Here is a 13,927-nt window from a genome sequence, read left to right as displayed (position 1 = left end):
ATCACCGGCCGAGACCGGGATCGAGCGGTTTTCCGTCGTACCCGGAGGCGATACTGAAGGGTTGCCCACTCACCCCTAGCGGCGAGAACCCAGCCGACGCCGATGTGTCCACTATGGACGTTCAGCCGGTCGCGCGCTGGACGACGACGCCGAGCACACCGGGGCCGGTATGCGCACCGATCACCGCGCCGATTTCCGAGACGACGCAGCCGGACGAGCCGGGTACCGCCTCCTCCAGCCGGTTGGCCAGTTCGACCGCCCGCTCCGGCGAGGCGAGGTGATGCACCGCCAGCTCGACCTCGCCCTGTCCGGCGGCCGAAACCGCCAGCTCGACCAGCCTGGCCACCGCGCGGTTCATCGTGCGGACCTTCTCCAGCGGCCGGATCCGGCCATCGGCCATGTGCAGCACGGGTTTCACCGCGAGCGCCGTGCCGAGCAGCGCGGCGGCGGGGCCGATCCGCCCGCCCCGGCGCAGGTAGTCCAGCGTCTCCACGACGAACAGCGTCTCGGAGTGCTCGGCGGTCGCCACCGCGGCGGCCTCCACCTCGGCCGCGGACGCTCCGGCCGCGGCGGCACCGGCGGCGTGCAGGGCCGCGAAACCCAGGCCCATGGCGGTGGTCCGCGAATCGACCACGCGTACCCGATCCGGCCCGACCTCCTGCGCCGCCAGCACGGCGGCTTCCCAGGTGCCGGACAGCTCGCTGGACAGGTGCACCGACACGACGGCATCGGCGCCCGCGTCCAGCGCGGCGCGGAACTCGGCGGCGAATTCGGCAGGGGTGGGCCGCGAAGTGGTGACGATCTTCCGCTGCCCCAACGCTTCGGCGAGCGCGGCCGGGCCCATCTCGGTGCCGTCGAGGGACACCACGCCGTCCACGAGGACGTGCAGGGGCACCACCCGCACCGCGCTGCGCTCGGCGAAACCCTCGGGCAGGTGGGCGGTGGAATCCGTGACTACCGCGACCGACACGCGCGTCAGCCTACGTGGCCGGGGGTGAGGGACGGCGTCATCAGCGCCGCCATCGCGTCGCCGACCGCGGCATGCCCCGCCCAGCCCCAGTGCATCCCGTCCGGGTTCCCGTGCCCGCCGCGGACGTGCTCGCCGACGACGGCGGGGAGATCCAGCATCGGCACGTCCACCCGCGCGCCCCACTCCGCCAGCGCGGTGGTCGCGCCCGGATGCGCGGTGTGCACGCCGCCGTACGCGGCGGCGCGGTGGACCGACGGCAGCATCCCGAAGACCGGCAGCTCCGGCCGGAGGATCCGCAGTGCCCCGACCGCCGTGTCGAGGTAGTGCACGGTGAGCTTCGCGGGCAGCACGACGGGACGGCCGCGCAACGCGATCGCGAGCCGCGGCTGAGCGGCGAGGTAGGCCTTGCGGGCGAGCCTGCGGACCGGATCCGGCCGCAGATAGCGCAATCCGGTGCGCAGATACGTCGGCAGGGGCGAAGGCAGGGTGTCCATGCTGCCGACGGCGAGGACGACGGCGTCGACGTGGTGCAGATCGGCCCATACCCGCGGGTCGCCGATGAGCGACCACCAGGCATCCCGCGCCGTCCAGCCGAAACCGGCGACGAGATCGGCGCTGCCACCGAGCGCGTCGGCCGCGATGTTCGGCCACAGCCGGGGTTCGTCGGCGGCACACGGCCCCTCGGGTCCGTGGAAGCTCAGCGAATCGCCGAACACCAGCAGGCGTGGCCCCATCGTCAGCCGGTGATACCCGCGTTGTACGCGTACAGCCGCCACTTCCCGTCCCGCTGGACGAGCTCGACCCAATGGCAGTTCACGATCCCGCCCAGCGAGGGCCACACCTCGACGGGCAGGCCCAGCAGCTTCGCGGTCAGCGCGATGATCAGGCCGCCGTGCGTGGCCAGCAGCACCGTGTCCCCGGCGCCGGAGTTCGGCAGGCTCAGGTCGGCGACGACCTCGATGGCGCGCTCGGCGACGTCCACCCGGGACTCACCGCCGGGCGGGGCCCAGGTGGCGTCGGCACGCCAGCGGTCGCGCTCGCCGGGATAGGCCGCGTCGACCTCCTCGCCGGTGAGGCCCTGCCACTCCCCCAGATGCGTTTCCCGCAGCCGCTTGTCGATGCGCAACTGGACGCCGAGCGCCTCGGTCAGCACCGTGGCGGTATCGGTCGCGCGGCGCAGGTCGGAGGCGATGACGAGCTCCGGCGAGAACCGCGCCAGCCCCGGCACCGCGAAACGCGCCTGGTTCCACCCGACCGGGGTCAGCGCGGAGTCGAGATGCCCCTGCATCCGTCCGGCGGCGTTGTAGTCGGTCTCCCCGTGCCGCCACAGCACCAGCCGCCGCGGGTTCACAGCGAGTCCGGCCCCTCGTCCGCGGCGTCACCGTCCTCGCCGGGCTCGGCCAGCCCGGCGACCTCGATGCGCGGACAGTCCTTCCACAACCGTTCGAGGCCGAAGAAGACCCGCGCCTCCTGGTGCTGGACGTGCACCACGACGTCGACGTAGTCGAGCAGCACCCAGCGGCCCTCGCGGGCGCCCTCGCGGCGGACCGGTTTGTGCCCGGCCAGCCGCAGCTTCTCCTCGACGTTGTCGACGATCGCGCCGACCTGGCGTTCGTTGGGGGCCGAGGCGATGACGAAGGCGTCGGTGATCACCAGCTGTTCGGACACATCCAGCACGACGATGTCGCTGGCCTTCTTGTCCGCCGCGGCGTGCGCGGCCGCTACGGCCAGCTCCCGTGCCTGGGACGTGGCTGTCACAGTGCTCCTTTGTCGTTGGGGATGCGCCCGAAGAGCGTACCCGGCGGCACCGACATGCCGTGCATCACGCACCTTCGTCCTTGCGATACAGGTCCTTCTTGGCGATGTAGCGGACGACGCCGTCGGGCACGAGGTACCAGACCGGCTCACCCCGCTCGACGCGTTCGCGGCAGGCCGTAGACGAGATCGCCATCGCGGTCACCTCGACGAGGCTCACCTTGCCGCTGGGCAGATGATGCGAGTTGAGCCGGTAGCCGGGCCGGGTCACGCCGATGAAATGCGCGTAGGTGAACAGCTCGTCGGCGCGGTGCCAGGTCAGGATCTGCTCGAGCGCGTCCGCGCCGGTGATGAAGAACAGCTGGTCGTCGGGGTACTCGGCGTGCAGATCGCGCAGCGTGTCGACGGTGAACGTCTGGCCGCCGCGGTCGATGTCCACCCTGCTGACCGAGAAGACCGGGTTGGACGCCGTCGCGATGACGGTCATCAGATAGCGGTCCTCGGCCTTGGTGACCACCCGGTCGGCCTTCTGCCACGGCTGACCGGTGGGCACGAAGATGACCTCGTCCAGCGCGAACCGCGACTGGACCTCGCTGGCCGCGACGAGGTGGCCGTGATGCACGGGGTCGAACGTGCCGCCCATGACCCCGATCCGCCGTGGTGACATGACTGGTGAGCCTATACACCGCGGACCGGGGCCGCGTGCATCACCGGCCGGATTCGTCCTCTTCGGACGCGACCCGCGCCGGCGCCGGGATCGCTCCGCCACACGAGTGTCACCGCGCGACGGCCTCAGCAGCCCCACCATTCACCACAGTCACACGAGCAGGTTCAGTGATGAGACTCTGTCCCATCACTCTGGTAGTGTTTGACGGGACAGAGTCCCATCACCTGCGGGAGAGCTCCATGCACGTCTTCGTCACCGGCGGCACCGGCCTGATCGGGTCCGCCGTCGTCGCCGAACTGCTCGGCAACGGCCACACCGTCCTCGCACTCGCCCGCTCCGACGCGTCCGCGCTGGCCGCCGAGTCGGCAGGCGCCGAGCCGATCCGGGGAGGCCTGGCGGATCTGGACGTCCTTCGCACCGGCGTCGCCCAGGCCGACGGCGTCATCCATCTGGCGTTCGCCAACGACTTCAGCAGCCCCGACGCCGTCGCGCGGGCGGTCGCCGAGGAAAGCGCCGCCCTCGCCGCCCTCGGCGAGGCACTCGCCGGCAGCGGCCGCCCCTTCGTCACCTGCTCGGGCACACCCGCCGTGCCGGGCCGCGCCTCGACCGAGGCCGACCCGGTGCCGGCCGAAGGTCCGATGGGCGGTCGCGGTCGCGCGGTCACGGAAGTCCTGGAACTGGCCTCGCGCGGGGTCCGCAGCTCGGCCGTGCGCCTGCCGCGCACGGTGCACAACGAGGGATCGGGCGGATTCGCCGGTGTGCTGACCGGCATCGCACGCCGGACCGGAGTGTCCGGCTATCCAGGCGACGGCACGCAACGCTGGCCTGCCGTGCACGCGCTCGACGCGGCGGTGCTCTTCCGGCTGGCACTGGAAAAGGCGGAAGCAGGCACCGCCTGGCACGCCGTGGCCGACGAGGGCGACCAGGTGCGGGACATCGCCGCGATCATCGGGCGACGGCTGGGCCTGCCGGTCGAATCGGTACCGGCGGAGACCTACGGCCCCCTCGGCACGATCTTCGCGGCCGACCAGCCTTCGTCCGCCACGCTCACCCGGCAGGTGCTCGGCTGGGAACCGAAACACCCCAGCCTGCTCGAGGACCTGGAGAACATCCAGCCCTGACCGGCGGCGCGAGCGGGGTTCCGTCCACTGTGGACGAAAACCGCACTCGGCCGCGACGTCACGGCAGGAGGTTCAGCAGGAGGGCGAGGGTGCCGAGCGTCTGCAAGAGGAAAGTCGTGCCCGCGTGCATCCCGAGCGACACCCGCAGATCCTTCTTCCGCCAGACGAACCACGGCCCCGGAAGGAAGAAGACGACCCTGGACAGGAACACCCAGGGAGACCACAGGTGATACAGCGAGAACAGCACCGTGCTGAGCACCGGCGCCCACCGGCCCAGCCGGGACAGGCGGCTCATCAGAAAGCCGCGGAAGTAGAGCTCCTCGATGACCGGGAAGGCCAGCCCGGTCAGCGGAATGCACACCGCCAGCGCGACGACCATGACCGAGTGCGGGTATCCGGCGAGGCCGTCGGTGAGGCCGCCGCCCGCGCCCTCGAACGGGAGCCACCGGAACAACAGCTCGTAGAAGAAGCTGTCCATGGGCATCAACGCGAACGACACCACCAGGAACCACACGATCAAGGGAATGACGAGGACGACGAGTTTCCCGCGCGGGAGCGGCTTGTCCAGATAGTGCACCACTCCGCGCAGCGAGAAACGGCCGTTTCGACGGCGGCCCAGCCACAGCAGCAGACCGAGCTCGAACGGCGCCAGCGCCAGCAGCATGGCGATCGCCCAGCCCAGGAACGGCGGATAGCCGATGGCCCTGGTCAGCGGCCGGGCGATGAGCAGGTAGACGGCGACGATCAGGACTCCGGGGAGAAGATGCAGCGCGATCGACAGCGGCAGGGAGTGGCGATCGGCCAGTAACCGCTCGGCGACGCGGCCCGGCCGGGCCCCTTGTGCAGTGGACTTGGTCTCCATGCCGAGGACGCTCGTCCGGTCCGCCGACATGGCGCTGACACGGAACTGACACCGCGCGCGGACGACCGGACAGCGCGGCATCCGGACGCACGCGGTGCGCGGATACCCCGCCGCTCCCCGGCCGGGGCACCCGCGCACCGCGTTCCGGCGGCCTGGGGGAAACCGCCGGCGATCGGTTCCTCCCCCCGAGGGGAACCGGTCTGCCAGGGAGACTCGGCGCCGTGAGCCCCATTACGCCCATTCGAATGTGACCTGCGTCACAAAGTAGCTCGTTCGCGGCACGACCGGTCCATTCGCGACACCGCCGATTACGGGTCCGTCGGTGGCATGGGGTAGACGTGGGGACGTGGACACGACCTCACCTCTCCGAGACCGAGCCGAGACCCTCCTGCGGGCACTGGCCGGTGAGCGAGCGACCCTGCGCGAGGACCAGTGGACGGCGATCGAAGCACTGGTCGCCGAGCACCGGCGCGCGCTCGTCGTGCAGCGCACCGGCTGGGGCAAGTCGGCGGTCTACTTCCTCGCGACGGCGTTGCTGCGGGAGCGCGGCAGCGGGCCGACGGTGATCATCTCGCCGCTGCTGGCGCTGATGCGCAACCAGATCGCCGCCGCGGCGCGGGCCGGGATCCACGCGGCGACGATGAACTCGGCGAACCCGCAGGAGTGGGACCAGGTCCAGGCGGCCGTGGCGGCGGGCGAGGTGGACGTCCTGCTGGTGAGCCCGGAACGGCTGAACAACCCCGATTTCCGCGACACCGTGCTGCCCAAGCTGACCGCGAGCGCCGGGCTGCTCGTGGTCGACGAAGCCCACTGCATCTCCGACTGGGGCCACGACTTCCGCCCCGACTACCGCAGGCTGCGCACCCTGCTCGCCGAGCTGCCCGACGGCGTGCCGGTGCTGGCCACCACCGCGACCGCGAACGACCGGGTGGCCACCGACGTCGCCGATCAGCTGGGCATCGGCACCGGCGGGGACACCGTGGTGCTGCGCGGCAGTCTCGACCGGGAAAGCCTGCGGCTGTCGGTCTGCCGGTTGCCGACCCCGCAGGCACGGCTGGCCTGGCTCGCCGAGCATCTGGAGAAGCTGCCGGGCTCGGGGATCATCTACACGCTCACCGTGGCGGCCGCCCATGACGTCGCCTCGTTGCTGTCCGAGCGGGGTTACCGGGTCGCGGCCTACACCGGGAAGACCGATCCGGCCGATCGGCAGGCCGCGGAGGACGATCTGCTGGAGAACCGGGTCAAGGCGCTGGTGGCGACGTCCGCGCTCGGAATGGGGTTCGACAAGCCGGACCTCGGGTTCGTCGTGCATCTCGGCGCCCCGTCCTCCCCCATCGCCTACTACCAGCAGGTCGGACGTGCCGGCCGCGGTGTCGAGCGCGCGGAGGTCATCCTGCTGCCCGGCGAGGAGGACAGGGCGATCTGGGCGTACTTCGGTTCGCTGGCCTTCCCCGACGAGCTGCGGGTGACGCAGGTGCTCAACTCGCTCGCCTACGCCGACCGTCCACTTTCGACAGCCGCGCTGGAGCCGACCGTCGAGCTGTCCCGGACGAGGCTGGAAATGGTGCTGAAGGTCCTCGACGTCGACGGCGCGGTCCGGCGGGTCAAGGGCGGCTGGGAGAGCACCGGGCAGGACTGGCACTACGACCGTGAGCGGTATGCCCGGGTCGCGACGGCACGCACCGCGGAACAGGAGGCGATGCTCGGCTACCTCGGCACGGCGGACTGCCGGATGGAATACCTCCGCCGTCAGCTCGACGACCCCGAAGCGGCGCCGTGCGGGCGCTGCGACAACTGCACCGGTGAACACTGGGACACGACGGTGTCGGAGGACAGCGTGGTCGCCACCCGCGAACGGCTGGAGCGGCCGGGAGTCGAAGTGGCGCAACGCAAACAGTGGCCCAGCGGGATGTCCGGGCTCGACGTCCCGCTGTCGGGGCGGATCGCGGCCGCCGAGCAGGCCGAACCGGGCCAGGTGCTCGGCAGGCTCACCGACGTCGGCTGGGGCACCCGGCTGCGGGAACTCGTCGGTACGACGGCGAAGGACGGCGAGATCCCCGAGGGCGTGTTCCAGGCCTGCGTCAAGGTGCTCGCCGCGTGGCAGTGGGCGGAGCGGCCGGTCGCGGTGGTCGAGATCCCTTCGGCGACCCGGCCCCGGCTCACGCACAGCCTGGCCACCCGGCTGGCTTCGATCGGGCGGCTCGAGTACCTGGGCGCGCTGGAGTCGGCGGGACCGCCGCCGCGGCAGGCCAACAGCGCACAGCGGCTGGCCGATCTGTGGCGACGGCTGAGCCTGCCCGGCGAGGTCGCCGAGCGGATTTCCGGTGTGGCGGGGCCGATTCTGCTGATCGACGACGTGATCGACACCGGTTGGACGATGACGCTCGCGTCGCGTCTGGTGCGTCAGGCGGGCGCTCCCGCTGTCCTGCCCTTCGCGTTGGCCAGCACGGCGTGACGACCGGAAAACCTGACGGCGAAAGGAGTACACCGGCCGGAAAAACGCTGACACGATGAATTCATGGACTTCGCCGAAGTGCTCAAAGCACGCCATATGGTGCGCACCTACCGGCCGGACCCCGTCGACGAGGAGACGCTGCGGCGGATCGTGAAGGTGATCCACCGGGCCCCGAGCGCCGGATTCAGCCAGGGACACCGGCTGCTCGTGATCACCGACGCCGGGCTGCGGGGGCGGATCGCCGATCTGTACGACCCGGCGTACGGGGGCAAGGGCTTCCCCGAGTGGGTGCGCCAGGCCCCGGTGCTCATCGCCCTGTGCGTGCGCGAGGAGTCGTACCACGAGCGATACCGGAAGCCCGACAAGCTCGACGAGGACGGCACCGAGATCGGCTGGCCGGTGCCGTACTGGTGGTTCGACAGCGGCAGCCTGCTCGTGCTGCTGCAGCTCGCCGCCGCGAACGAGGGCCTGGCCACCGGGTTCTTCGGCCCGCACGAGGAAGGACTGTTCGAATTGCTGGACCTGCCGGACGACTGGGGGCTCGCCGGTGTCGTGACGCTGGGGTACGCACCCGAGGAGGACGGCGTCCGGCGGGAGCTGTTCCGGCAGCAGCGCCTGCCGCTGGACGAACTGGTCGAGTGGCGCCACTAGGCCCGCACGCTGGGAAAAACTTCCGAACCGGCGGGTGATCTGGCAGAGTGCCGTCCACCGAGCGTCAGGTGGAGGCACGATGGCTGAGGTACTGGCGGGCACCGAGGCCAGGCACCGCCTTCCGGTGCGCAAGCTCGTGGCCGCGAGCGTGGGCAACGCGCTGGAGTGGTTCGACTGGACCATCTACGCGACGTTCAGCATCTACTTCGCGGGCGCGTTCTTCCCGTCCGGCAACGAAACGCTGGCGCTGATCAACACCTTCGCCACCTACGCGCTGGCCTTCTTCTTCCGTCCGCTCGGCGGAATCCTGCTCGGGCGCTTCGCCGACGTCCGCGGCCGCAAACCGGCCATGATCCTCACCCTCGTGCTCATGGCCGGTGGTTCGGTCGCGATCGGCGTTCTGCCGACCTTCCACCAGGTCGGCTGGCTGGCCCCGATCCTGCTCCTGCTCGCGCGGATCGCGCAGGGACTCTCCCTCGGCGGCGAGGTCTCGAACGCGTCGGCGTACCTCGGGGAAATCGCTCCGCCCGAACGTCGTGGCCGGTACTCCGCTTTCTTCTACATCTCAACGGGTTCCGCGGTCCTGATCGCGTCGGTGCTCGGGTTCGTGCTGGCGCGAACGCTGGACAAGGCCCAGCTGACGTCGTTCGGCTGGCGGATCCCGTTCCTGCTCGGCGGCGTCTTCGGCCTGATCGGGCTCTGGCTGCGACGCAGCCTCGCGGAGACGGAACTGTTCGAGCAGAACAAGAAACGCGCACGCCGGGTGGAGCGGCCGCTCCTGACAACCATCCGCCGGCATCCGAAGGCGGTCGGCAGGCTCGTCGGCCTGTCGATGCTGTCCACCCTGTCCTACTACACGTTCTTCAGCGCGCTCAGCTCGTTCGCCGTGAAGACCCGCAAGGCCGCGGACGTCGACGTCTTCCTCGCGCTCTCCATCGGTACCGCGCTCTTCGTCGCGCTTCAGTACCCACTGGGCGCGCTGGCGGACCGGTTCGGCCGCAAGCCACAGCTGCTGGTCTGGGCCGGGGCGACGGCGGTGCTCATCGTGCCACTGTCCACTTTGGTCCGCCCGGGGCTCGGCGGGCTGCTGGTCGTCTTCTGCGCCGGTCTCGGTCTCTACAGCGCCATGACCGCGATCGCGCCCGCGATCATGAGCGAGCTGTTCCCCACCGAACTGCGCGGCCTCGGCATCGGCGCCTGGTACAACCTCACCGTCGCGGTCTTCGGCGGGACCGCCCCGCTCGTCATCACCCTGTTCGCCAAGACATCGTCCACTTTGTACTTCTGGTACGTCGCGGCTGTGGCGGTTCTCGCCTTCCTCGTCATCCTCCGGCTCCCCGAGACGCGCGGCAGCGAACTGGGCTAAATCCGTCGTCACCACGCGTTCCCTCCCGCTACGCTGCGAATTCCGCGACGAGGCCGAAGGAGGGACACCGTGCAGGCAGCCGAGGTGAGTGAGGAACTGGCGCGACGCGTGGTGGACGCCGTCGCCCGCGCACTGGACATCACGCTGACTCCCGACGAGGCGCTGATCCAGGTGTCCGCGCGTGAAGGCGTGGACTACCAAGCCAACCTCGCGATGAGCCTCGGCAAACGGGCCGGCCGCGCGCCGCGGGAGGTGGCGGCCCTCATCGCCGAGCACCTCGACCTCGGCGGGATCGCGGAGGCGCCGGAGATCGCGGGCCCCGGGTTCCTGAACTTCGTCCTGCGCCGCGAGTGGCTGGAGCAGCGCGTCATGGCGATCGCCGTCGATCCCCGGCTCGGGATCCCGAAGACGGCGGCTCCGAAGCGGATCGCCCTCGACTACAGCGGCCCGAACGTCGCGAAGGAAATGCACGTCGGGCATCTGCGGTCGACGGTGATCGGCGACGCGCTGGCCCGGCTGCTGCGGTTCGCCGGGCACGAAGTGCTGCCGCACAACCATCTCGGCGACTGGGGCACGCCGTTCGGCATGCTGATCGAGCAGTTGCCCGACGAGCGGCACGAGGGCGGCCGGATCGAGGATCTCGACGCTTTCTACCGTGCCGCACGGCGGAAGTTCGACGCCGACGAGGCGTTCGCGACTCGCGCACGCGAACGCGTCGTGCTGCTGCAGAGCGGCGACGCCGAGACGTTGTCGACCTGGCGGCGACTCGTCGACGAGTCGACACGGCATTTCAACGAGGTCTACGCCCTGCTCGGGGTCACCCTGACCGACGCCGACATCTACGGCGAGAGCTTCTACAACCCGTACCTCGGCAAGGTCGTCGCGGATCTGGAGGCCGCCGGGTTGACCGAGCTCAGCGACGGCGCGGTGTGCGTGTTCCCGTCCGGATTCCGCAACCGGGACGGCGATCGGCTCCCGCTGATCGTCCGGAAACGGGACGGTGGCTACGGCTACGCCGCGACCGACCTCGCGACGCTGCGGTACTGGACGGCCGAGCGCGGCGCCACCGACCTGCTCTACGTCGTGGGTGCCCCGCAGGCTCAGCACTTCGCGATGGTGTTCGCGGTCTGCCGCGACGCGAAGTGGCTCACGGCGCAGCACGCCGAGCACGTCGGGTTCGGGTCGGTGCTCGGCGCGGACGGGAAGACGATGCGGACCCGGGCGGGCGGCACCGTGAAGCTGGCCGATCTGCTCGCGGAAGCCGTCGCCCAGGCCGAGTCCGTCGTGGCCGAGCGCAGCGAGCTGCCCGCCGAGGCCCAGCGGGAGGTCGCCCGCGCCGTCGGTATCGGCGCGGTCAAGTACGCGGACCTGTCCGGCGACCGCGAACGCGACTACGTCTTCGCCTGGGACCGGATGCTCGCCCGCGAGGGCAACACGTCGGTCTACCTCCAGTACGCGCATGCCCGGATCCGTTCGCTGCTCGCCCGCGCGGGCGAACCCGAACCGGAGTCGCCCGTGCTGCTCGACGACCCCGCCGAGCGGGCGCTGGCGCTGAGCCTGCTCCGCTTCGGCGAGGCCGTGCACAGCGCGACGTCGTCCTACTCACCGCACAAGTTGTGCACGTATCTGTACGAAACCGCGGTCGTGTTTTCCCGGTTCTACGAGCGCTGCCCGGTGCTCACGGCGCCGACGGACGAGCTGCGCGCGTCACGGCTGCGGCTGGCGGCGCTGACCTCGCGCACGCTGGTGCTCGGCCTGTCACTGCTCGGCATCGACACGCCCGGCCGGCTCTAGCTCCAGTACAGGTAACCACCCTGGTCACCGGTCTGCGGGTGCTGGTTGACATCGTCGCGGCGGGCCTGGCCGAGGCCGTTCCCCCTGGCGAGCGGACGCCCCCTGCGGTTGCGGTCCTTGAAGTCCACGACCACGGCGATCGCGAGCAGACCGACGATGATGACGCCCAGGATCACGAATACTTCCAGCATGATGCCCCCTCACGCTTGGGCAGTTCTCCAGTGAACCACTTACCGCAACGATACGGCCGGTCGCCATGAACGCCAGAAAACTTAAGCGGCATTTAGGGTTGTTATTTCTGAATTGCTCAGGAGTTGCCCTGATCCTGGAAGACGCGGCGTTTCAGGGCGGGTACCGAGCCGATCAGGCCCAGCACGCCGCGGGCCATCGCCCTGCCGAGCCGGTTCTCGGACACGAACTGGTCCGCACTGCGGGCCGAGGCACGCACAGCCTGGAAGCCGTAGTCCCGCATCCGGTGTTCGTAGTCCGCGACAGCGGCGGTGACGTCGCCGCCGTCGCGGTGCGCCGCGACGAGATTGCGGCACAGCAGCCGCGCGTCCCGCAGCGCCGTGTTCGCCCCGATCCCGCGCAACGGGGTCATGCTGTGCACGGCGTCGCCGAGCAGGGTCACCGGGCCGGCAGGCCACGGCTTCACGGGAACCGAGGTGAGCAGCGGAATCCGCGTCACCGTCTCGCCAGGGGTGTCCGCGACGAGCCGCCGGAACCCGGGATGCCAGTCGCGGATACGCTCCAGCACCATCGAACGCAGGCCCGGACCGTCCAGTTCGGACAGTCCGGCCGGGTACCGCGCCGCGTTCGCGCCGAAGGCCCACATGACGTAGGAACCGGTGTTGTCGAACAGGACCGGATCGATCTCCGCGGTCTCGTCGTTCACCGCGATGCCACCGAATTCGTGCGGCGCGGTGAACATCCCGAGGCCACGCGGCGCCATCACGAGGTTCGGCCCGTCCGTCAGCCGTCGCGGAAGCAGGGGCCGGGTCTCGCCGATGAGCGGGAATTTTCCCGCCACGGTGACGATCCCGGTGTCGACCCGGTCCGCGTGCGGCAGGAACTGCTTGCGTACCCGGGAATTAGCGCCGTCCGCGCCGATCACGAGGTCCGCCTCGGCCGTGCCGCCGTCGGCGAAATGACACGTGACGGACTTCGGTCCCCGTTCGTAGCGGACGAATTCCTTGCCGTAGTGCAGGATTCCGTCGAGACCGGAGGACAGGACCTGGTGCAGTGAGATCCGGCTGACGGAGTGATGCGCCGAGGCCGGGTCGTGACCGCCCTCGTCGTCGATCACGACCAGTTCCCGCAGTTGCTCGGTGACGAACGCGAAGGCACCGCCACGCCGCCCGCAGGTGGCCACGAATCTCTCCCACTGCTCGTCGGGCAGGCAGGCACGCAGCGCCGCCGAACCGTGCGGGTTGATGTGCACCCGGTAGCCCTGCAGCCGCTCGGCGCGCGTCCTGCTTCGCTCGTACACCGCCACGTCCAGGCCTGCCTTCCGCAGCCCGTGCGCCAGGCACAGCCCGCCCGTGCCGCCGCCGATGACGGCGATTCTCGTGGTCATCTCCAGCTCCTCTCGTCCACACCATAATCATCCTTACGGATAATTAAGTCAACTCTGAAGATGATTGAGTCAGCGACTAGGCTGGTCCCGTGGCCGAACCGACTCCCCGCCGCTCGCCGCGTCCGGACGAGCGCAAACGCGACCCCGAACGCACGAAGGCACGGATCCTCGAAGCCGCGAAGGCCGAGTTCGGCGCGAAGGGGTTCGCCTCCGCACGGGTCGGCGACATCGCGGCCCGCGCGGGCGTGAACAAGCAGCTGATCTCGTACTACTTCGGCGGCAAGGAAGGCCTGTACACCGAGCTGACCAGCACGATGAACCAGGAGTACGTCGCGCTGGCCGATCCGGGACGGCCGCTGGCCGACGTCGTCCGCGACTTCGCCGCTGCCGGGCTGGGCGACGTCGACCTCGGCAGGCTGTTCCTCTGGGAGAACCTCACCGACGGCGCGCCGGACGCCGTCGGTGTCGAGGAGCAGCAGGAATTCCTGCGGCGCCAGGTCGACTACGTCCGGGCCCGCCAGGCCGCGGGCGACTTCCCGGACGACGTCGACCCCGCCGCGCTCCTGCTCATCCTGATGTCCGCCGCGAGCGCGGCGCTGGCGCTCCCCCGGGTGGTCCGCGCGCTGACCGGCCAGGACCCGGCCTCCCCCGAGTTCGCCCAGTCCTACGCCGACCAGCTGGCGCGGGTGGTCGGCCACCTCAAGCCCTAG

General features: G+C 70.4%; 14 protein-coding genes. 6 read left to right on the top strand and 8 right to left on the bottom strand.

From position 1 onward, the window contains the following. Positions 1–121: 121 nt before the first annotated feature. From ACFWX1_RS21160 to nadD, 5 genes are all read right to left on the bottom strand, one after another. Positions 122–970, bottom strand: a complete 849-nt coding sequence (locus ACFWX1_RS21160; protein WP_378389744.1) for a DegV family protein — start codon at positions 968–970, stop codon at positions 122–124. 5 nt (positions 971–975) lie between these two features. After that, the gene (gene octT, locus ACFWX1_RS21155) at positions 976–1,704 is read right to left on the bottom strand and encodes a diglucosylglycerate octanoyltransferase (RefSeq protein ID WP_378389833.1); all 729 of its coding nucleotides are present in this window, start codon (positions 1,702–1,704) and stop codon (positions 976–978) included. Between the two features lie 2 nt (positions 1,705–1,706). Beyond that, positions 1,707–2,321: a histidine phosphatase family protein gene (locus ACFWX1_RS21150; protein WP_378326673.1), complete on the bottom strand. Its 615-nt coding sequence runs from the start codon at positions 2,319–2,321 to the stop codon at positions 1,707–1,709. Continuing rightward, positions 2,318–2,728, bottom strand: coding sequence for a ribosome silencing factor (gene rsfS / locus ACFWX1_RS21145; protein ID WP_378389743.1), 411 nt, complete (start codon positions 2,726–2,728; stop codon positions 2,318–2,320). Before rsfS ends, ACFWX1_RS21150 begins: the two co-directional genes overlap by 4 nt. Positions 2,729–2,792: 64 nt before the next feature. Beyond that, entirely contained in the window at positions 2,793–3,392 is a 600-nt protein-coding gene (gene nadD, locus ACFWX1_RS21140) for a nicotinate-nucleotide adenylyltransferase (protein ID WP_345406277.1), read from the bottom strand. Positions 3,393–3,631: 239 nt separating this feature from the next. Here nadD and ACFWX1_RS21135 point away from each other — a divergent pair, with 239 nt between their 5' ends. Further along, positions 3,632–4,513, top strand: a complete 882-nt coding sequence (locus tag ACFWX1_RS21135) for an SDR family oxidoreductase (protein WP_378389742.1) — start codon at positions 3,632–3,634, stop codon at positions 4,511–4,513. 58 nt (positions 4,514–4,571) lie between these two features. On the opposite strand, the gene ACFWX1_RS21130 is transcribed toward ACFWX1_RS21135, so the two are convergent. Beyond that, a complete protein-coding gene (locus ACFWX1_RS21130) occupies positions 4,572–5,405 on the bottom strand; it encodes a CPBP family intramembrane glutamic endopeptidase (protein ID WP_378389741.1) in 834 nt (277 codons plus the stop codon). A gap of 316 nt (positions 5,406–5,721) precedes the next feature. Here ACFWX1_RS21130 and ACFWX1_RS21125 point away from each other — a divergent pair, with 316 nt between their 5' ends. The 4 genes from ACFWX1_RS21125 to argS all read left to right on the top strand — a co-directional run bounded on the left by ACFWX1_RS21125 (position 5,722) and on the right by argS (position 11,641). Then, on the top strand, positions 5,722–7,830 hold the full coding sequence (locus ACFWX1_RS21125) for a RecQ family ATP-dependent DNA helicase (RefSeq protein ID WP_378389740.1): 2,109 nt from the start codon (positions 5,722–5,724) through the stop codon (positions 7,828–7,830). 63 nt (positions 7,831–7,893) lie between these two features. Continuing rightward, positions 7,894–8,481: a nitroreductase family protein gene (locus tag ACFWX1_RS21120; RefSeq protein WP_378389739.1), complete on the top strand. Its 588-nt coding sequence runs from the start codon at positions 7,894–7,896 to the stop codon at positions 8,479–8,481. Positions 8,482–8,560: 79 nt separating this feature from the next. Beyond that, positions 8,561–9,847, top strand: a complete 1,287-nt coding sequence (locus ACFWX1_RS21115) for an MFS transporter (protein ID WP_378389738.1) — start codon at positions 8,561–8,563, stop codon at positions 9,845–9,847. A 69-nt stretch (positions 9,848–9,916) separates the two neighbouring features. Beyond that, on the top strand, positions 9,917–11,641 hold the full coding sequence (gene argS / locus ACFWX1_RS21110) for an arginine--tRNA ligase (protein WP_378389737.1): 1,725 nt from the start codon (positions 9,917–9,919) through the stop codon (positions 11,639–11,641). On the opposite strand, the gene ACFWX1_RS21105 is transcribed toward argS, so the two are convergent. Continuing rightward, positions 11,638–11,832 (bottom strand): hypothetical protein, encoded by a 195-nt coding sequence (locus tag ACFWX1_RS21105; protein ID WP_378389736.1) that lies wholly within the window; start codon positions 11,830–11,832, stop codon positions 11,638–11,640. The genes argS and ACFWX1_RS21105 overlap by 4 nt on opposite strands. A 116-nt stretch (positions 11,833–11,948) precedes the next feature. Further along, positions 11,949–13,217, bottom strand: coding sequence for an FAD-dependent oxidoreductase (locus ACFWX1_RS21100; protein WP_378389735.1), 1,269 nt, complete (start codon positions 13,215–13,217; stop codon positions 11,949–11,951). 89 nt (positions 13,218–13,306) lie between these two features. Here ACFWX1_RS21100 and ACFWX1_RS21095 point away from each other — a divergent pair, with 89 nt between their 5' ends. Continuing rightward, the gene (locus ACFWX1_RS21095) at positions 13,307–13,927 is read left to right on the top strand and encodes a TetR/AcrR family transcriptional regulator (RefSeq protein ID WP_378389733.1); all 621 of its coding nucleotides are present in this window, start codon (positions 13,307–13,309) and stop codon (positions 13,925–13,927) included.

Origin of the sequence: Amycolatopsis sp. NPDC059021, assembly GCF_042739895.1 — a bacterium.
Lineage (GTDB): Bacteria > Actinomycetota > Actinomycetes > Mycobacteriales > Pseudonocardiaceae > Amycolatopsis.
Note: the sequence above shows the minus strand (reverse complement) of the source record. Positions and strands in the feature narration are given on the sequence as shown.